Genomic DNA, 18,210 nt, shown 5'->3' with positions numbered 1-18,210 from the left:
GGTGCTAAAATAAAGTCCCTTGCCCGCCCGGCGGATTGGTTTTCTTTTTGGCTTTTTGGGGAGTTGTTTCAGACTTCGGCCTGGAGGAAGCCGCCCCCATAGACATGCGCCCGTCTTGGAATTGAACCTCCAAAACCCCTGCGGATTTTGCCGCGGTCACAGTGGTCACAAGGGTTCCATCCTCGCCCCTCACAACGGCATAGCCCCGCTTAAGCGTCTCGGTATATCCTAGGCTTTGCCGCATCCGCTCATATCCGTCGAGACGCTCACGCCGCGCATCGGTTTGCGTTCGAGCAAGCGCGACAAATCGTTTGGAAACGCCCTCTAAGCGATCTTTCTTGCGCAGGATCTCGCGCTCAATATTTTCCGGCCGCAAGCGCACAGCCACCTTATCAAACCCCTGCCGTTTGTGCGATGTTCCACGGGCAAGGCTAGGGGCAAGCCCAAGGCTCCAGCGCGCCAGTCGATCTTGTGCGCTTTTGATTTGGCTGCGCAGAACGGCGGGCTGCAATGGAGCCGATACCTGCTGCAACTTCAAACGTTTAGACTGAACAGCTTTGGTTAGATTTGGCCCCAATTGTAAACTCGCACGATCCAATCTCTGGCTTGCATTTTCGAGCAAACTTTCTGGCCGTGGGAGTGCGCGGGATACATCGGACAATCGTTGCCTCCGCTGAGAAACTCCTTGGCTGATTGCCCGCAAAAGCCGCCCGCCTTGAGCATCGATATGCGCCAAAAGCTCCATGCGCACTGGCACCGCAAGTTCCGCCGCCGCCGTTGGTGTCGGCGCGCGTTTGTCAGAGGCAAAATCGATCAATGTTGTGTCGGTTTCATGCCCTACGGCCGAAATCAACGGTATTTCACTAGCGGCGGCGGCCCGTGCGACGGCCTCCTCATTGAAGCCCCAGAGGTCCTCAATCGAGCCCCCGCCCCGTGCGACAATTATGAGGTCAGGACGGGGAATCGCCCCGCCCCGTGTCATAGCGTTGAAACCTTCGATCGCGGCCACAACTTCCGGTGCACATTTCGCGCCCTGAACCGCGACCGGCCAAATCAGAACTTTGCGCGGGAAACGGTCGCGCAAACGATGCAGAATATCGCGAATAACCGCCCCTGAAGGTGAGGTAATAACCCCGATCACCTCTGGTAAATACGGCAACTCGCGCTTGCGCCCCGGATCAAAAATCCCTTCCGCCATAAGCAGCGCTTTGCGTTTCTCCAACATCGCCATCAACGCGCCCATACCGGCGGGGGCGATGTCTTCGATCACCATTTGATACTTGGATTGCCCGCCAAACGTTGTGAGCTTGCCCGTTGCGACAACCTCCATGCCTTCCTCAGGCTGGGTTGCAAGCTTGGCGGAAACGCCCTTCCAGATAATTCCAGACAAAACAGAACGATCGTCTTTTAGGTCGAGATAAATATGCCCCGACCGAGGCCGACTCACCCGCCCCACTTCGCCCCGCACACGTACACGAGAAAATTCGCCCTCTATCGTGCGTTTTATGGCGCCCGAAATCTCGGTTACGCTGAATTCTGGGGCGTTTTGGCCGGGTTCGGGGTCATCGATGAGGTCGGACATGTCTGCTCGCTTGTTTCTTGGTGTGAGGCACCTTAGAACGCCCCGTAACAAAGGCCAAGCGGGGGACGCAATGAACATTTTGATTTTAGGCAGCGGTGGGCGCGAGCATGCACTGGCATGGGCGATAAAACAAAACCCCAAGTGTGATCGGTTGATCGTTGCGCCCGGAAATGCGGGCATCGCACAAATGGCGGAATGCGCCGCGATTGATCCCTGTGACGGCGTCGAAGTCGTGACATTTGCTGAGCAAAACGCGATTGATTTCGTGGTAATCGGCCCCGAAGCACCGCTTGCCCTTGGCGTTGCCGACGATCTGCGCAATGCGGGAATTTTGTGTTTTGGCCCCTCGGCAAAAGCGGCGCAACTTGAAGCGTCAAAAAACTTCACCAAGGAAATCTGCGCGGCCTCCGGTGCTCCTACTGCGTCCTATGCGCATTTCACCGAAGCCGAGGCCGCGAAAGCATATATCCGGGAACAAGGCGCACCAATCGTGGTCAAAGCCGACGGTTTGGCCGCAGGAAAAGGCGTTATCGTTGCCATGACCGAGGCCGAAGCATTGGCCGCCATCGACGACATGTTCGGTGGTGAATTTGGCGCTGCGGGCGCGGAAGTTGTGATTGAAGAATTTATGACGGGCGAGGAAGCCAGCTGGTTTATCCTTTGCGATGGCGAGAATGTTTTGCCCATCGGCACGGCCCAAGACCACAAGCGCGTGGGCGAAGGCGACACAGGCCCCAACACTGGCGGCATGGGTGCCTATTCTCCCGCGCCCGTCATGACCGACGCTGTGACGCAAAAAGCCATGGACGAGATTATCAAACCCACAGTCGCCGAAATGGCGAAGCGCGGCATGCCCTATCAAGGTGTGCTTTACGCAGGCTTCATGATTGAAGATGGCCAGCCACGCCTCGTGGAATACAATGCCCGCTTTGGCGATCCTGAATGTCAGGTTTTAATGATGCGCTTGGGGGCTCAAGCTCTCGATTTATTGCTCGCCTGTGCGCGCGGTGAACTCGACAAAGCACAGGTCAACTGGGCCGATGATCACGCTTTGACGGTTGTTTTAGCGGCCAACGGCTATCCGAACGCCTATGCAAAAGGGTCCGAAATTCGCGACCTCAAATCCCTGAACGAAGACAGCATGAACATGACCTTCCATGCGGGAACCAAAGAGATTGATGGCAAAATTACAGCCAATGGCGGGCGCGTGTTGAACGTCACCGCTCGCGGGGCCAGCCTCAAAGAAGCGCAGGAACGGGCCTATAAAATGGTGGATCAGATTGATTGGCCAGAAGGGTTCTGCCGCCGCGATATTGGGTATCGCGCGCTTTAGTTAATCGCGGCAGTTCATTGCATTTGAAAAAGAATTGGCGCCCGAATTCGGGCCCAATACATGGCTTTCGATGCGGCCACCCACCAAAGTCGAAGCTACAATTTGCGACCAATCACTCGTCGTTGTAATCATCTCGGGACCATCGCCACAGTCGCGAATGCCACCTGAAATATAGTCTTGGCCGATGCTGTGGTTGGTAAGACCTTCGCGCGTCGCAACGGGGTGCAATGCGCCATCTTGGAAGCGCCAGATCGTAAGCACCCGCGCCAAATGGGGGCGGTCGATATAGGCCAGTTCAACGAGGCCATCACCATCTAAATCAGCACCGCCAATGGGGGCAAGCCAACGGTGCGTGCGGCCGATATGCGGCGTTTCAGCCACTTTGCCCGACGCGTCATAAATGGCCAAAGCAGCCCCCTTATGCACATCGGTTTCAATAACCACAACTTCGGGCGCACCGTCGTTATCGACATCCACGAGTCGGGGCGCGATATCTTCGAACACGTGGTCCTCGGGCAAAGTGAGGCGCATTTTTTTGCCCGAAGACATCGTTAGAACAAGCGCGCCGTATTCCGTGGAATCCCCAAGAATACCGTGATCATAGCGCTGTGTTGGGGCGCTATATTCGGCTTTGGTGATTACATCCGCCGAAGCAGGTGTCGCCACAAAAGCCAGTGCAAAGAGCGCGCCCCTGACCATTAGATTTGTTTTTCTGGCATTTGCACCACAAGCCCGTCCAAAGCGTCCGTCACTTTGATCTGACACGTCAGGCGGGAGGTCGTGGGGTTTGGCTGAAAGGCGAAATCCAACATGTCTTCTTCCATCGCGTCTTTGCCTGGGATTTTTTCTAACCATGCTTCGTCCACGTAAACGTGGCATGTGGAACAGGCACAAGCGCCGCCGCAATCGGCTTCGATTCCGGGAATGTTATTGTCGCGCGCGCCTTCCATGACAGATAGCCCATTGGCCACCTCCACTTCGTGTTTTTTGCCGTTGTGCTCGATGTATGTTATTTTGGCCATGTATCTTTTCCTTTAACAGTTGGGGACGTGAATATCTAAGGTGCCTGCCCTGCGCCACCCTCTTTTGCCGCTGGCTCACGAACACTTGTTAAATTTTACAAATGTTCTATATTTGTTCTCATGCAGATATTTAACCCCGCCCCCCATTTTCAACCCAATACATGGCCGCGCCCTCCGGCCTGCTTGCCGCACGCGCGTCTAGAAGAGCCGCCTGCGGGGGCGCGGGTGGCTGTTGCGGGGCTTGTTTTGGTGCGCCAACGGCCCGGAACCGCCAAAGGCGTGATTTTTTTAACGCTGGAAGACGAGACGGGCGTTTCCAATATCGTGGTCTGGCAGAATATCTACGAACGCTATCGGCGCGCGGTGGTGGCGGGGCGTTTGCTGCGGGTAACGGGGCGTATTCAGCGGGAAAATACCGTCATTCATGTGGTCGCCGAAGTGGTGGAGGACATCTCTTATATGCTCGACGATCTGCTGCGCGCTGATGCAACGGTGCAACCTGCGCCACAAACCACGTCGACACGGGTTCTCGCGTCGCTCAAACCACGCTAAGATTGCGCCTGCAGGTGGGCAAAAGATCCGCCGCAGAGAAGAGCAGAATGAGCAAAATCAATATGACCAACCCGAAACGCGGGTATTTACGTGCGACCGCCGTGCTTTTGAGTGCGGCGTTTGGCCTGTCCGCTTGCGTTGACAAGGGCGTCCACGTGGCGAGCCTGAGTGAGCCCGAGCTAGCTGTCAGCCAAGCCAGCGCTCCGCCAAATGCCCGCGAGGGAAGCTGTTGGGCGCGCGACGAAACGCCTGCAACCATCCAAACAACCACCGAGAAATTTCTCGTTGAACCCGAAGAGGTCGATGCGAGCGGAACGATCACGAAACCTGCGATCTATCGCGTCGAAACCCGCCAAGAGATCACCCGCCAGCGGGATGAAATCTGGTTTGAGACACCCTGCTCGGAGACTATCGGCGAGGATTTCATCCTCAACCTTCAACGCGCCTTAAGCGTGCGCGGGTATTACGCGGGACCAATCAACGGTGAAATGGATTCGCCGACCCGCCAAGCCGTTCGAAAATACCAAGAAATTCAGGGCCTCAACAGCTCTATCGTCTCACTCGAAGCGGGCCAGCAACTTGGCTTGTCAAACTACATCCTAGACTGAAAAAGGCGCCGCATTTTCATGCGACGCCCCGAGATCAGACCCTAGTGATCCGAAAATTATGACAAGTTAACCGCCATATAGCGCGGCTCACCGTCACGACGCACAAGAAGAAGCAAGGATTTGCGCCCTGCATCTTTGGCATCTTCAATTTGGTCTTCAAGGTCTTGAAGCGAATTCACGGCTTGCTGGCCTGCCTCCGAGATCACATCCCCCGCCCGCAAACCTTTTTCAAAGGCTTCACTGGTTTCGTCGATGCCTTTCACGAGCAAACCATTGACGCTGCTTGGCAATTCAAGTGCCTCGCGCACCTCATCCGTAAGCTCAGTCAAAGTAACGCCAAGAATTTCCATCTCAACGGGATCTTGAGCCTCAGGGGACGGCACGACAGTATCGCCATTTCCTTCCGCAGTTTCGCGACGTCCCAAAGTGATCGTGAGCGTCTTTGCTTCACCCTCACGGAACACTTCCATATCAACCGCTTTACCAACTTCCGTTTCTCCAACGCGGCGCACCAATGCACGGGTATCCTCAACCTCGACACCATCGAAAGATGTAATCACGTCTCCAGCTTTGACACCAGCATCAGCCGAAGGACCCTCTGGAACATCCGTCACCAAAGCACCCGTCGCGTCAGGAAGTCCAAGTGCCTCGGCCACGTCAGAATCGATGTCCTGAATGCGCACACCCAGCCATCCACGACGGGTTTCACCGAACTCTTGCAACTGATTTACAACTTTGCTGACAACCGCCGATGACATCGAAAAACCAATCCCGATGGAGCCGCCATTGGGCGACAGAATGGCCGTATTCACGCCCACAACATCGCCGTCCATATTGAACAAGGGACCACCAGAGTTGCCACGGTTAATCGCCGCGTCGGTCTGGATATAATCGTCATAGCTACCAGAAAGCGCCCGGTTGCGCGCTGAAATAATCCCTGCGGAAACCGAAAAACCCTGTCCCAACGGATTGCCAACGGCCATGACCCAGTCACCGACACGTGCATTGTCACTGTCGCCAAAAACCACAAATGGTAATGGTGTGTCACTCTCAACCTTCAGAAGCGCAATGTCCGTATTGGGATCACGGCCAATTAAACGGGCGGGATATTCCTCACCCGTGAAAAATTCGATCATGATTTCGTCCGCCCCGTCAATCACGTGATTGTTCGTGACGATAAAACCATCCTCGGAAATCACAAAACCCGATCCCAAAGCTTGGCTGCGCTGAGGTTGATCCCCGCCCCCTTCACGACGATCCAAAAAGTCGCGAAAGTAATCCTCAAACGGGGAGCCTTCCGGCACGACAGGACCCGGTTGAGTGGCGCGCGCAATGGTCGTTGAGGTTGTTATGTTCACCACGGACGGGCTAATGGATTCTGCGAGATCCGCAAAACTTTCGGGCGCACCGCGTGCGAACGCGACCATGCTCTGTGCGAGAAACAGAACCAAAGCCAATGTTGCGAACAAGGCCGCTCTCACCATGTTTGATTTCTGTTCTACGTCTCGATCAATTGAAACTGCCAAAGATTTCACTTTAAGCTCCTATTTTACACATCATCCTGCGGCGACACTGCATCCAGCACTTTGTTGCCGTATTCCTTGCAATTACTTTAACTCTGCGCGCGGACTTGCAACCCAAAATCAAATCGCGAACTCACAAATGAACGTGACTGCAATGTTACCATTGATTTGAAGGTGTGGCCGATTCATTTTTTTTCAAGGGACGGGTACGAAATCTCCCGCCACGAGAAAGCCCCGCTTCCGCCAACAAAAAAGGCCCATGTCGCGAAACATGGGCCCTAAAATTGAGATCTATAGCGCCCTTATTTCGCGGGAACTTCACCGGTGGACGACCGCATGAATTTGAAAAACTCACTGTCAGGTGACAACACCATCGAAGAATTTCCCGCTTGGAAAGCACGTTCATACGCCGTTAGCGAGCGATAGAATTCAAAGAAATCTTGGTCCGACCCATAGGCCGTCGCAAAAATTCCGTTGCGTTTGGCATCTGCTTCACCGCGAATAATCTCGGACTGGCGTCTCGCATCCGAAACCAATTCAACCACGGTACGATCTGCGAGAGCCCGCACACGTTGTGCCGCCTCATTCCCGCGCGCACGCTCGTCGGTCGCTTCACGTTCCCGTTCTGCGCGCATCCGATCAAAAGTTGCCCCTTGGTTTGCTTGCGGTAAATCTGTGCGTTTCAAACGTACATCAACCACCTCAAGCCCCAAGGTTTGAGCTTCGAAAACGGCACCAGCACGAATTTCCGACATTAACGCAATCCGATCCGCAGAGAGAATATCGTTAGACGTTACGCCCCCCAAGACTTCGCGAATTATTGAAACAAGGATTGAATCCAAACGCGCTTCACCAGCCCGTTCACCACCCGCACCAACAGCCCGACGGAACCGTTCCACGTCTGTGATCCGATACCGCGCAAAGGCGTCAACGATCAACCGGCGATCATCCAACGGCGTGACTTCCAAGGCTTCGACATCCCGGCTCAAGATACGGTCATCATAGTAGACAACCTCTTGAATAAACGGAATTTTAAACGCGAGACCCGGTTCTTCCTTGACGGCTTTAACCTGACCAAACTGAAGGACAAGCGCCTTTTCTTTTTCATCCACGATAAACATGGACATGAACCCAAGAACGACGGCTGCTACGACGACTGGTAGAATATATGCTGTCTTTTTCATTATTCTGTCCCTCCGGTTTTACGTAACTCGTTGAGCGGAAGATAAGGCACAACACCCTGCCCCGCAGAGTCGCCGTCGATAATAACTTTGTCTACACGGCCCAAAACACGCTCCATTGTCTCAAGATAAAGACGTTTGCGCGTAACTTCAGGCGCCTTGCGGAATTCTGCCAGAATCGAGAGGAACCGGCTGGCTTCACCCTCGGCTTGGTTTACGACCTGTGCACGATATGCTTCGGATTCTTCGAGAACCTGTGCAGCTTCCCCGCGCGCGCCCGCCAAAGCTTTGTTGGCATAAGCATCCGCTTGTTTCTCAAGCTTATCACGCTCTTGCGAGGCGGCCTGAACATCGCGGAATGCTTCGATAACCTCGCTGGGCGGATCGGCCTTTTTGAAGTTGACCCGCACGACGTTCAAGCCGGCATTGTATGAATTCAAAGTGTCTTGAACCAGTGCTTTCACCGTGTCGGCAATCAACCCGCGATCCCTATTCAGAATCGGTGACAGGTTAGATTGGGCAATAACTTCGCGCATCGCCGATTCAGACACCGCCAAAATGGTCGCCTCTGGGTCGCGTAGATTGAACAGATATTTCGCGGGATCATTGATGTTCCAAACGACTTGGAAGTCGATGTCGACGATGTTTTCATCGCCAGTGAGCATCAGACCATCGCGCGCTCCGGTGCCGATTTCCACGATTTGCTCGCGCGAAACGGTTAGGATTTCTTTGGTCACAAAGGGCCAGGGCGCAAAGTTCAGGCCCGGCTCGCCGGTTGAATAATACTTACCAAGGAACAGTTCTACTGACTGCTCTTCCGGTTTGACGGTGTAAAACGATGCAAAAGCCCAAAGGCCCAGCGCCACAAGGCCACCAATTGCAATCGTTGTTCCGTTGAGGGCAGGTCCCTGACCTTCGCCGCCACCGGAGCCGCCATTGCTGCGACCACCGCCGCCGCGACCACCCATCAAAACGCGAAGCTGTTCTTGCCCCTTTTTTACCAATTCCTCAAGTTCGGGGAGTTGGGGTCCGTCTTGTCCGGGTTTACGTCCACCGCCGTTATTGGGACGATTATCTTTATCGCCACCATCGTCGCCGCCTCCGCCACCCCAAGGGCCGCCATTATTTCCCGCCATAAAGCTTCCTAACGTCTGAATTAACTATGCTACTTACTTAGATGCGGCTTCTAACCGAAATTTCAAGGCATTGCCACCTTAGAGGCGGCAGGAACAACGCGTGTTGGCGTTTTCATTGTCACCAATTCTTCGGCCATGACAGGATGCACCGCACATGTGCGATCAAAATCTTCCTTCGTCGCACCCATTTTTACTGCAATTCCGACCATTTGGATCATTTCGCCCGCGCTCGGGCCCACAATGTGACAGCCCAAAACAACTCGGGTCTCAACGGAAACTATTAATTTCATAAAGGCTTTGTTCTGACGCCCCGCAAAAAGCGTCTGCATGGGGCGGAAACTCGTGGTGTAGACTTCAACCGCACCGGTTTTCGCGGCCTCATCTTCGGTCATGCCAACGGTACCAAACTCTGGCTGGGTAAAGACGGCCGAAGCCACCAAATCGTGGTCAGGCTTGGTTGGATTGCCATGGAAAACCGTATCCACAAACGCCGCGCCTTCGCGGATGGCGACGGGGGTAAGATTGATGCGGTCGGTCACATCGCCCACGGCAAAGATCGATGGAATATTGGTTTGCGAATAGTCATCAACAAGGATTTCCCCCTTGCCGCCCAGCGCAACGCCCGCTGCCTCAAGGCCCATACCTGTCGTATTGGGCACCCGCCCTGTAGCGTAGATAACTTGATCAAATTCAACCACTTGACCACAAGTTGACGTCACCTGAAGGCCCGTTTCGGTCTTAAGGATGCTTTCCACATTCTCGCCCAGCTGTAGGTCGATCCCCTTGGTGATCATCTCGCTCGCGATCACATCAGTCGCCTCACGATCAAAGCCCCGCAGGATTTGCTCGCCGCGATAATATTGCGTGACTTCGACGCCCATCCCCTTAAGGATGCAGGCAAATTCGCAGGCAATAAACCCACCGCCAACAATCAAAACCGACTTCGGTAAATCGTCCCACAGGAAGATTTCATTCGAAGTGATCGTGTGCTCGGACCCAGAGAATTTGGGCGTAAAGGGACGGCCCCCAACGGCCACCAGAATATGCTTGGCTGTAAATTGTTCGCCCGTCGATAATTTCACCGTATGCGCATCCACAAGTTCGGCGCGGGCATTAAAACGTTGAACATTGTTATTGTCCAAAATCGAGCCGTAAATCCCCTCAAGACGGTTCAACTCGCGCGTCAAATGCGGATGAAACGTATGCCAGTCGAAATCGCCAACCGAAACATCCCAACCATAATGCGCGGCGTCGACCATAAGATCTTTGTATTCACTCGCGTAAACCATCAGTTTTTTCGGAACACATCCACGGATCACACAGGTGCCCCCCAGACGGTACTCCTCGGCCAAACCAACGCGGGCGCCGCCTTCAGTGGAGGCAAGTCTCGCGGCGCGCACGCCGCCGCTTCCGCCACCAATGACGAATAGATCAAAGTCGAATTTCATAATTTAGTCCTCTAGATCCGCAAAAAGGTTGTCACTCTCGACGAAATCAAGACGGGACTCCTCAACTGTACCGTTATTTATGTCGCGCACTTCGACCTTTCCATCCCCATAGCCGATCACAACTACGTCACAAATATCAACAAACAGCCCGTTTTCCACAACACCCGGGATCTGATTAAGCACTAGGCTCATCTGGCGTGCATTGCCGATCCGGTGCAAATGGAGGTCCAGAATATAGTTCCCCTCATCGGTCAAAAAGGCCGCATCGCCATTCATCCGAAGGCTGGTCGTGCGCCCCAAAACATCAAGGCCAATTAGGGTCTCTTCGATCAACGCCTTGCTGGTTTGCCAGCCAAAGGGGATCACTTCAACGGGCAAAGGAAACGCGCCAAGGGTCTCAACTTGCTTGGAAATATCCGCAATAACGACCATCTGATCGCTCGCCGTGGCCACAATCTTTTCTTGCAACAGGGCGCCACCGCCGCCTTTGATCAAATTGAGGTTACCGTCATATTCATCCGCGCCGTCAATCGTAACGTCCAGCCATTTGGCCTCGTCCAAGGACACAACTTTGATGCCCACGCTGCGGGCCAATTCAGCGGTGCGGGTCGATGTGGGAACGGCCGTAATATTAAGCCCCTCCTCACGCACCATCTCGCCCAAACACCGCACCATCCACGCCGCAGTTGAGCCCGTGCCCATGCCAACGCGCATCCCGTCCTCGACATATTCGACGGCCCGTTTGGCGGCGACGAATTTGGCCTTATCGATAGGGGAAAGTTCTCCAGACATAGTGCGACTCCTCATAAGTTGGGGTGTTTATACAAAACCTCACGCGGCACGGCGAGAGGCAATTGCCGAAAATATGCACGGGTTTCGCCGCCTTTAGCGCAAACAGTGTCGCATGCGCCCTTGCACCCTTCCTCCGCGCGTGTTTCCTATAGGAAACTTTTCACGCGAGGCCATGATGTTTCTCTCCGTTTTCGACATGTTTAAAATCGGTATCGGCCCAAGCTCAAGCCATACAATGGGGCCCATGGTCGCCGCCGCGCATTTCCTTGAGCGTCTCAAAGGGTCGCCCTTCAAGGCTCATGGTTTACGCGCCTCCCTGCACGGTTCGCTCGCCTTCACCGGAGTAGGCCACGCCACTGATCGCGCCACCATTCTCGGCCTCGCGGGTTTCACACCTGAGGCCTATGACGCCGCAAAAGCCGAGGAAACCTTGGCACAAATTCACGCGACTAAAACCATAAAAACCGAGGGTCTCCTGCCGCTTGCTTTTGACCCAACGACGGACCTCAAATTCGACTACGATACGGTCCTTACGGGCCACGCGAACGGCATGATCCTGATGGCCACTGACGCCCAAGGCGACGTCATTCTGCGCGATGTTTACTACTCCGTCGGCGGCGGCTTTGTGATGACCGAGGCCGAACTTGCAGCGGGCAAAAACACCGATCCGGGCGAACCGATCCCCTTCCCGTTCCAAACGGCCGTCGAGATGCTCGATATGTGCCGCGCTTCGGGTAAATCCATTGCCGACCTAAAACGCGCCAATGAACACGCGCGCAAAACCTCGGCGGATTTGGACAAAGACATCCTGCGCCTTTGGGACGTCATGAACGATTGCATCACCCGAGGCCTCGCCACCGATGGCATCCTCCCCGGTGGCTTGTCGGTACGACGACGCGCAAAAGCGATCCACGAAAGCTTGCTAGCGGAGCGCGGCCTCAACCTAAGTGCGCCGCATACCATCAACGACTGGATGAGTTGCTTTGCGATGGCAGTAAATGAGGAAAACGCCGCTGGTGGCCAAGTCGTGACCGCCCCGACCAACGGCGCGTCGGGCGTGCTTCCCGCAACATTGCGCTACTGGCTCGATTTCGTTCCCAACGCCTCGCCCTCACAGATTCCCGACTTCCTCCTTACAGCGGCGGCCATTGGCGGGCTGGTCAAACATAACGCTTCAATTTCCGGCGCGGAATGCGGATGTCAGGCCGAGGTTGGTTCGGCGGCAGCGATGGCGGCGGCGGGCCTTGCGGCAGCTATGGGGGGCACCCCTGAGCAGGTCGAAAATGCTGCTGAAATCGCGTTGGAACATCATTTGGGCATGACCTGCGATCCGATCAGGGGCCTTGTTCAAGTGCCCTGCATCGAGCGCAACGGGCTAGGTGCGATCAAAGCGGTGTCGGCGGCGTCTCTGGCCCTTCGTGGCGACGGGCACCATCTTGTTCCACTTGATTCCGTTATCGAAACCATGCGTCAAACGGGCGAAGATATGCACGAGAAATACAAAGAAACTTCACTTGGAGGCCTCGCGGTGAACGTGCCCAACTGCTGAATTATAAGTTGGCCCTCAAGACCGGAATGACCGACAGTAAAAGCAAGAACGCCATGATGCCGTTGAACACGCGCATACGGGTTGGGTTAGTTAGTACCTTTTGCATTTGCACGCCCATCACGGCCCAAAGACTGACAGACGGCAGATTTACGCAGCCAAATATAAGGCCTACTAATAATACAGATGCCAAAGTCTGGTCCGCCGCATAAAGCGACATCGCAGAGATCGCCATGCCGATGGCCTTCGGGTTCACCCATTGAAACAAAACCGCTTGGTAAAAACGCATCGGGTGGCCCTTTGCCGCCTGCTCCTTTGGGGGGCGGGCCGTTGCAATTTTATAAGCCAAATAGGCCATATAGACGGCTGCCAAAACTTTAAAAACTGTCAACATTTCGGGAAAAACGTCAAAGACCTGCATAAGTCCCATACCCAGAAGAACCGCCATGAAGACAAAGCCAAATCCAACGCCAAGCATGTGAGGCACCGTGCGCAGGAGGCCAAAATTCGCGCCAGACGCCATCAGCATCAGGTTATTCGGCCCAGGTGTCACCGACATAACGAAGGCAAAGACCATGAGGGGTTTGATGTTTTCTATATCCATTCGCAAGATATTGCACATCAGACGCGACATGTGATTGCTAAATTTGCAAAAATGACAGAATGTTCACAACATATGATAGATTCTAACCCCATTAACCAAAAGATATTGCGCGAACTTTCTATGAATGGTCGGATCAGCAATCTTGACCTCGCACAGAAAGTCGGCCTTTCGCCCAGCGCCTGCTTGCGACGCGTCCAAGACCTTGAACGGCGGGGCGTCATTACGGGCTATCGGGCCACCATAGATCAAACGGCCATTGGCGCGGGGTTCACGGCCTATATTGGCGTCGGCCTCAATGATCACTCCAAGACCAGTCAGGAAGCCTTTGAGCGCTCGATTTCGAAGGTCGCCGAAGTGCGGGAATGTCACAATGTGACCGGAACGATTGAATACCTCCTGCGGGTCGAAACCAAAGACCTCGCGAGTTATAAAGTGCTGCACACCGAGAAATTGGGTACCCTACCGCAGGTGCATTCGATCACAACTTATGTGGTGATTGGTTCGCCCAAAGATGACCGTGCTTAGGCGCGCAAATCCGCTGGTCAGGGGCACTGCGAACACCTAGAGTTCGTCCATGTCTCAAGATCGTCCCCTCCTTGGAATCCTCCTTATCATCGGCTTTTGCATTCTTGCGCCGTTGGGCGACGCTATGGCAAAACTGCTGGGTGGATCGAATGGCGTCATTGAGCTTGTGGCCTATCGCTTTATTATCCAAAGCCTAATTGTTGTGCCCATTGTCCTGTTTGCGCGGACGGATATGCGGGCCTCGCCCCGCGTCTTGGGCTTTACGTTCCTGCGTACCTCTCTGCATATTGCCTCCACCATCATGCTCTTTATTGCCCTGCGGTATATCCCCTTGGCAGAAACACTGGCGATTGTTTTCATCATGCCGATCATCATGATGTTTCTGGGCTGGTTCTTTCTTAACGAAACCGTTGGGCCGCGGCGGATTTTGGCGGCGGGTGTTGCTTTCTTTGGTACGATGCTGGTGATTCAGCCCAGCTTTGCGCTTGTTGGGATGACTGCGCTCCTGCCCATTGGGGTGGCCTTTGCCTTTGCCGTCTTCATGATTATTACCCGCGTCATTTCCCGAGAGGTCGATCCGATGGCGCTTCAGGCCTTCAACGGCATCGTGGGTGTCGTGCTTGTTGTGCCGCTTTGGTTTGTGGGCGCGCATTTCGGCTGGACGGATTTTCAAATCACCACCTCGGTGAACAACCAATGGGGCATCATTATTCTAATGGGGGGCATTGGTACCGTTGCGCATCTTCTAATGACGTGGTCGTTGCGGTTTGCACCTTCCTCAACCCTTGCTCCCATGCAATATCTCGAAATTCCAATCGCAACGGTTTACGGTTACTTACTGTTCAACGATCTCCCCAACGGGGTCGCGGCACTGGGAATTACGATCGTCATCGCCAGCGGCCTTTACATTATCTATCGAGAGAGCCGCCTCGCGTCCGCGCTTCAAGCCGCAGAATAAAGCGCGTCCATAGCCACCTTAAGGGCAGAACGCGGCAAAATTACAAGCATATGGGGCGCATCAAACGTGAGGGTTACTGGGCCTGAAACCTCATTCGATGTGCCAATCCGTCCACAAGGTTCAAACTCAAGCCCATTGATTGGCCAGCGAAGCCCCTCCGATGTGCCGCGCACATGCCCCATAGGAAAGAGAGAAAACCGCGATCCAATTGGGAGGTCAATCCGCAACGACTTGGGAGCGCGGAAAACCACATCCTCGCCGCCCAAAAGGATGACAGTTTTCGAATCATGATGAACCAAAGCATTAAACGCCGCGAGTTCATGATCCAACCGCGCGCCTGTAAACCCAACCCCTAGCATAATGGGCGCTTCGCACCGTAAAAGTGCTTTTTCAAAGTCGGTTGTGTCCTGTTCCGTTACTAAAAACAGTCGTTCTGCGCCGATTTTCTCTCTTGAAACCGCGTCAATTGAATCCATATCCCCAATAACAGCTACGGGTTGCACGTTGTTTTCTAACGCAAATTTCGCCCCGCCATCACATGCCACTAAAATTGGCGCACGGGTTAGGGCTTCTGAAAGGGTGTCTGAGGTAACCTCTCCTCCACCAAGCAAAGTGATCGGTGTGGATTTGGAAACAATGGGATGAAACATGGTGATTTTGCCTTATTCTTGGAAACACGCCATATTTAGGCCCAGAAATGATACGTATAATAACGTAGTTCCGAACAATTGTGTGATCGGCAACGTGGTAAACATATAGTTGCAGAGTAAGAGAGAAAGCGAGCAGTATCATGATAAGCGAAAGCAAAATCCTGACCGTATCTTACGGAACCTTCTCTTGCACACTTGAAGGTTTCGACGATTCGTTCTCCACGATGAAGGCCATCGCGGAATATTTTAAGACACTAGCGGCAGAAGACCGTTATTTTGGTGCGGAACCCCCCGCTCCAGACGTGGAAATGCTGGCTCGCATTGCAGAACGTGAAGTTCGCAGTCGTGTTCAGGCGCAAATTGGCGACAACGGCGTTGTGCTACGCAAAAGTGAGGCAGAGGGCGAGCAAGACCCTACATTCACGAAAGAAAGCGCCCCCGTTTCTGAGACGCCTCAAGCGCATCCCACCGCCCCCCTCAACCAAACGGTAAAAATGCCCGCTCCGGTTGCAGTTCAACTCACGCAAAAAACGGCACCTTTTGTGATGGCAGCAGCAATTGATGGATCAGAATCCGTCGCCGCCAAGCTGCAACGCATTCGGGCCGCCGTATCACGCGCCCCAACAAACGCTCCGGCAGAAGTCATCGAAGACGCAAACAGCGAAGACCTTTTCAAGCCAATCGCAAGCGCCTTTCAAGACATTGAAGATGACGCTGAAATCGTCCTCCCTTCTGCGCCTAAAGTAGCGCCAGTGGCAGACGAGCAAGCGACCCAAGAGTCATTCGAAGACTCGCAAGTCGTTGAAGCAGTATTAGAAATAACAATTGAAGACACCGACGAAGAGCCGACAGCAGACCTCGTCGAGGACGCCGACATTGTTGTTTCTGATGTCTTCGAAGACACCCTTGAAGACATGCCCGAATTGGCGGTTTCCCTCGAAAACGATGCAGAAGAAGAACTTGAATTCACGACGGAAAATTCAGTCGATGTTTCTGAGCCTGAAGCTGTTTCAATGGACGTTGAATCCACAAGCGACGACGATGCGGCAGTGCTTGCAGGTGTTGGTGCTTTCATGGCCCAGTCTGAACCTTCTGAAACTGTCGCCAGCATTGACGAATATACCAATGAGCAAGGGGATGAGCCCCTCGCCGCAACGGATATCACGTCCATCTTGGGCACAATATCCCAAGACGATTCGACATCGCATAGTGATGGCGCGATCAAAGAAGGCACACACCAAGACCAAGAGGACGATACTTTCGAAGAAAGCCTTGAGTCCCGTTTGGAAACAGAAAACGTTTTGTCCGAGGCCCAGAGAGACGAAGACCTTGCGGATTTGGCCAAGCTCGATGCTCCTCAGGACGCGCTTCAAGACGAAGCACCTGATACTGCATCGGTAGAAAGCAGCACAGAAGAATCAATTCGCACGCCAAAAGGCAGCGTATCCAATGTTCTAGCACGCGCACGCGCACGCGTCATTCATGTTAAAAAGACTGACTTGGAGCAAGCCTTGGAGGAGGACGCCGTTGAAGAATTCCTCGACGTCTCCGCGTCACCTCAAGAGAATGCTTTTACTGACGATGACACCGACGATGCAAATGAAACGGCTGAAGAGTCGATTCTATCGGCGGAAGATGAAGCAGAATTGATGGCCGAACTTGCGGCTGTAACAAATGAAACACCAGACGACATCCCCACACTTGAACCTCTCCCCGAGGTGACACAATATCATTCGTTGAGCAAGCAAGCAGACGAAGACAATGTGAACCGCCTCATGGAGGAGAGCGATTCGAAGTTTGCCGAGAGCGATGGAACTCGGCGTCGTTCGGCCATCGCGCATCTTAAAGCGGCGGTTGCAGCAACAGTTGCCGATCGGAGGATTTTGGGCGGTTCGAAACCAAAATCCGACGATACAGGTGCCTACCGTAAAGATTTGGCCGAAGTTGTTCGTCCGAACCGTGCCGAGCGTCGTGCGGGCAGCAGCAAAGATGATCGCCCCGCACCTTTGGTCTTGGTGTCTGAGCAACGCATTGACCTGCACGATGGGCCAGCAGTACGGCCACGTCGCGTAGGCAAATCGGCGCTCGAATTGCGAGATGTGAACGAAGACCTGTCGGAAGGCGGACGCGCAAATTCGAAAACGGCGAAGCATCTTGAGGAAAGCAAATCCTTCGCGGAATTCGCCGAGCGCGTTGGCGCAATTGAATTGCCAGATTTGCTGGAAGCAGCAGCAGCCTACGCATCCTTTGTCGAAGGAAAAGAGCATTTCACACGTCCCGACATCATGCGTCGTGCTTTGCAGTTCGCGGAAGACCAAGGTGTCTCACGCGAAGAAGGTCTGCGTTCCTTTGGCCTCCTCTTGCGTCAAGGTAAAATCGAAAAAGTAAAACGCGGGCAATTCAAAATCGCGCAGTCGACTCGGTTCAACCCAGAAGCACGTATTGCTGGCGAGTAGTATCAGCGTCACAAAACAAAAAGGGCGGCCATTGGGCCGCCTTTTTTGATTCTTACCTCATTGGGCTCGCTCTTTTCTAAGCGTCCGGATCTGCCTGACCGATGCCCTTAAAGATGGCCTTAAGCGGAAACGCCCAAATAACCCCAAGGAACACATAGATCACCAGCTCCAACCAGAACGGAGGCCGATCAAACAGACCAATAACACTAACCGCAACGATGATATACGCTGGGAGCCCCACAAGGAGTGCAAACAGCGACCACCGCCGACGGGCTTTATAACTCAATGCCATGC

General features: G+C 54.0%; 18 protein-coding genes. 7 read left to right on the top strand and 11 right to left on the bottom strand.

The window, feature by feature from the left end; all coding sequences use genetic code 11:
* Nucleotides 1-4: 4 nt before the first annotated feature.
* Nucleotides 5-1,582, bottom strand: coding sequence for an exodeoxyribonuclease VII large subunit (gene xseA, locus AB9F29_RS01905; RefSeq protein ID WP_369754393.1), 1,578 nt, complete (start codon nt 1,580-1,582; stop codon nt 5-7).
* Nucleotides 1,583-1,652: 70 nt separating this feature from the next.
* Here xseA and purD point away from each other — a divergent pair, with 70 nt between their 5' ends.
* The gene (purD, locus tag AB9F29_RS01900; RefSeq protein WP_369754392.1) at nt 1,653-2,915 is read left to right on the top strand and encodes a phosphoribosylamine--glycine ligase; all 1,263 of its coding nucleotides are present in this window, start codon (nt 1,653-1,655) and stop codon (nt 2,913-2,915) included.
* Here purD and AB9F29_RS01895 read toward each other — a convergent pair whose 3' ends face one another.
* On the bottom strand, nt 2,916-3,614 hold the full coding sequence (locus AB9F29_RS01895) for an FG-GAP repeat domain-containing protein (protein WP_369754391.1): 699 nt from the start codon (nt 3,612-3,614) through the stop codon (nt 2,916-2,918).
* The gene (locus AB9F29_RS01890) at nt 3,614-3,937 is read right to left on the bottom strand and encodes a 2Fe-2S iron-sulfur cluster-binding protein (RefSeq protein WP_039002592.1); all 324 of its coding nucleotides are present in this window, start codon (nt 3,935-3,937) and stop codon (nt 3,614-3,616) included. Before AB9F29_RS01890 ends, AB9F29_RS01895 begins: the two co-directional genes overlap by 1 nt.
* Before the next feature lie 120 nt (nt 3,938-4,057).
* On the opposite strand from AB9F29_RS01890, the gene AB9F29_RS01885 reads away from it, so the two are divergent.
* The gene (locus AB9F29_RS01885; protein ID WP_369754390.1) at nt 4,058-4,489 is read left to right on the top strand and encodes an OB-fold nucleic acid binding domain-containing protein; all 432 of its coding nucleotides are present in this window, start codon (nt 4,058-4,060) and stop codon (nt 4,487-4,489) included.
* Between the two features lie 47 nt (nt 4,490-4,536).
* On the top strand, nt 4,537-5,097 hold the full coding sequence (locus tag AB9F29_RS01880; RefSeq protein ID WP_369754389.1) for a peptidoglycan-binding protein: 561 nt from the start codon (nt 4,537-4,539) through the stop codon (nt 5,095-5,097).
* Between the two features lie 56 nt (nt 5,098-5,153).
* Here AB9F29_RS01880 and AB9F29_RS01875 read toward each other — a convergent pair whose 3' ends face one another.
* The 5 genes from AB9F29_RS01875 to rpiA form a co-directional block, all read right to left on the bottom strand.
* Nucleotides 5,154-6,581, bottom strand: coding sequence for a DegQ family serine endoprotease (locus AB9F29_RS01875; RefSeq protein ID WP_335585845.1), 1,428 nt, complete (start codon nt 6,579-6,581; stop codon nt 5,154-5,156).
* A gap of 341 nt (nt 6,582-6,922) precedes the next feature.
* Nucleotides 6,923-7,804 carry a protease modulator HflC gene (locus AB9F29_RS01870; protein ID WP_335585827.1) on the bottom strand — a complete coding sequence of 294 codons (882 nt, stop codon included), beginning with the start codon at nt 7,802-7,804 and terminating at the stop codon, nt 6,923-6,925.
* The gene (gene hflK, locus AB9F29_RS01865; RefSeq protein ID WP_335585828.1) at nt 7,804-8,937 is read right to left on the bottom strand and encodes an FtsH protease activity modulator HflK; all 1,134 of its coding nucleotides are present in this window, start codon (nt 8,935-8,937) and stop codon (nt 7,804-7,806) included. The genes AB9F29_RS01870 and hflK overlap by 1 nt, the downstream gene beginning before the upstream one ends.
* 62 nt (nt 8,938-8,999) lie before the next feature.
* Nucleotides 9,000-10,385 carry a glutathione-disulfide reductase gene (gene gor / locus AB9F29_RS01860; RefSeq protein WP_369754388.1) on the bottom strand — a complete coding sequence of 462 codons (1,386 nt, stop codon included), beginning with the start codon at nt 10,383-10,385 and terminating at the stop codon, nt 9,000-9,002.
* Nucleotides 10,386-10,388: 3 nt separating this feature from the next.
* On the bottom strand, nt 10,389-11,177 hold the full coding sequence (rpiA, locus tag AB9F29_RS01855) for a ribose-5-phosphate isomerase RpiA (RefSeq protein WP_039002597.1): 789 nt from the start codon (nt 11,175-11,177) through the stop codon (nt 10,389-10,391).
* Nucleotides 11,178-11,352: 175 nt separating this feature from the next.
* Here rpiA and AB9F29_RS01850 point away from each other — a divergent pair, with 175 nt between their 5' ends.
* Nucleotides 11,353-12,726, top strand: a complete 1,374-nt coding sequence (locus AB9F29_RS01850) for an L-serine ammonia-lyase (RefSeq protein WP_369754423.1) — start codon at nt 11,353-11,355, stop codon at nt 12,724-12,726.
* Nucleotide 12,727: 1 nt separating this feature from the next.
* Here the strand turns inward: AB9F29_RS01850 and AB9F29_RS01845 are convergent, their stop codons facing one another.
* Complete coding sequence (locus tag AB9F29_RS01845) at nt 12,728-13,327, bottom strand: LysE family translocator (protein ID WP_335585830.1); 600 nt, start codon at nt 13,325-13,327, stop codon at nt 12,728-12,730.
* A 72-nt stretch (nt 13,328-13,399) separates the two neighbouring features.
* Between AB9F29_RS01845 and AB9F29_RS01840 the strand changes: the two genes are divergently transcribed.
* Nucleotides 13,400-13,852, top strand: coding sequence for an Lrp/AsnC family transcriptional regulator (locus AB9F29_RS01840; RefSeq protein ID WP_335585831.1), 453 nt, complete (start codon nt 13,400-13,402; stop codon nt 13,850-13,852).
* A 49-nt stretch (nt 13,853-13,901) separates the two neighbouring features.
* On the top strand, nt 13,902-14,810 hold the full coding sequence (locus AB9F29_RS01835) for a DMT family transporter (RefSeq protein ID WP_369754387.1): 909 nt from the start codon (nt 13,902-13,904) through the stop codon (nt 14,808-14,810).
* On the opposite strand, the gene AB9F29_RS01830 is transcribed toward AB9F29_RS01835, so the two are convergent.
* Nucleotides 14,795-15,460, bottom strand: coding sequence for a thiamine diphosphokinase (locus tag AB9F29_RS01830; protein WP_369754386.1), 666 nt, complete (start codon nt 15,458-15,460; stop codon nt 14,795-14,797). The two genes, AB9F29_RS01835 and AB9F29_RS01830, sit on opposite strands and share 16 nt — an antisense overlap.
* Nucleotides 15,461-15,600: 140 nt before the next feature.
* On the opposite strand from AB9F29_RS01830, the gene AB9F29_RS01825 reads away from it, so the two are divergent.
* On the top strand, nt 15,601-17,916 hold the full coding sequence (locus AB9F29_RS01825; RefSeq protein WP_369754385.1) for a hypothetical protein: 2,316 nt from the start codon (nt 15,601-15,603) through the stop codon (nt 17,914-17,916).
* 76 nt (nt 17,917-17,992) lie between these two features.
* Here the strand turns inward: AB9F29_RS01825 and AB9F29_RS01820 are convergent, their stop codons facing one another.
* Entirely contained in the window at nt 17,993-18,208 is a 216-nt protein-coding gene (locus AB9F29_RS01820; protein WP_039003325.1) for a DUF2842 domain-containing protein, read from the bottom strand.
* Nucleotides 18,209-18,210 lie beyond the last annotated feature (2 nt).

The sequence above is a fragment of the Falsihalocynthiibacter sp. S25ZX9 genome, from assembly GCF_041205405.1.
Classification (GTDB): domain Bacteria; phylum Pseudomonadota; class Alphaproteobacteria; order Rhodobacterales; family Rhodobacteraceae; genus Falsihalocynthiibacter; species Falsihalocynthiibacter arcticus.
The sequence above is the reverse complement of the archived record's forward strand: the minus strand, read 5'-3'. Positions and strand labels throughout refer to the sequence as shown.

Bases quoted from the DNA above. Each gene is read 5' to 3' on its own strand.
- AB9F29_RS01830 (WP_369754386.1), bottom strand. From the start codon at position 15,460: ATGTTTCATCCCATTGTTTCCAAATCCACACCGATCACTTTGCTTGGT.
- AB9F29_RS01850 (WP_369754423.1), top strand. From the start codon at position 11,353: ATGTTTCTCTCCGTTTTCGACATGTTTAAAATCGGTATCGGCCCAAGC.
- rpiA (WP_039002597.1), bottom strand. From the start codon at position 11,177: ATGTCTGGAGAACTTTCCCCTATCGATAAGGCCAAATTCGTCGCCGCC.
- hflK (WP_335585828.1), bottom strand. From the start codon at position 8,937: ATGGCGGGAAATAATGGCGGCCCTTGGGGTGGCGGAGGCGGCGACGAT.
- AB9F29_RS01820 (WP_039003325.1), bottom strand. From the start codon at position 18,208: ATGGCATTGAGTTATAAAGCCCGTCGGCGGTGGTCGCTGTTTGCACTC.
- xseA (WP_369754393.1), bottom strand. From the start codon at position 1,582: ATGTCCGACCTCATCGATGACCCCGAACCCGGCCAAAACGCCCCAGAA.
- AB9F29_RS01890 (WP_039002592.1), bottom strand. From the start codon at position 3,937: ATGGCCAAAATAACATACATCGAGCACAACGGCAAAAAACACGAAGTG.
- AB9F29_RS01840 (WP_335585831.1), top strand. From the start codon at position 13,400: ATGATAGATTCTAACCCCATTAACCAAAAGATATTGCGCGAACTTTCT.
- AB9F29_RS01875 (WP_335585845.1), bottom strand. From the start codon at position 6,581: ATGGTGAGAGCGGCCTTGTTCGCAACATTGGCTTTGGTTCTGTTTCTC.
- purD (WP_369754392.1), top strand. From the start codon at position 1,653: ATGAACATTTTGATTTTAGGCAGCGGTGGGCGCGAGCATGCACTGGCA.
- AB9F29_RS01870 (WP_335585827.1), bottom strand. From the start codon at position 7,804: ATGAAAAAGACAGCATATATTCTACCAGTCGTCGTAGCAGCCGTCGTT.
- AB9F29_RS01835 (WP_369754387.1), top strand. From the start codon at position 13,902: ATGTCTCAAGATCGTCCCCTCCTTGGAATCCTCCTTATCATCGGCTTT.
- AB9F29_RS01885 (WP_369754390.1), top strand. From the start codon at position 4,058: ATGCAGATATTTAACCCCGCCCCCCATTTTCAACCCAATACATGGCCG.
- AB9F29_RS01895 (WP_369754391.1), bottom strand. From the start codon at position 3,614: ATGGTCAGGGGCGCGCTCTTTGCACTGGCTTTTGTGGCGACACCTGCT.
- AB9F29_RS01845 (WP_335585830.1), bottom strand. From the start codon at position 13,327: ATGGATATAGAAAACATCAAACCCCTCATGGTCTTTGCCTTCGTTATG.
- AB9F29_RS01880 (WP_369754389.1), top strand. From the start codon at position 4,537: ATGAGCAAAATCAATATGACCAACCCGAAACGCGGGTATTTACGTGCG.
- AB9F29_RS01825 (WP_369754385.1), top strand. From the start codon at position 15,601: ATGATAAGCGAAAGCAAAATCCTGACCGTATCTTACGGAACCTTCTCT.
- gor (WP_369754388.1), bottom strand. From the start codon at position 10,385: ATGAAATTCGACTTTGATCTATTCGTCATTGGTGGCGGAAGCGGCGGC.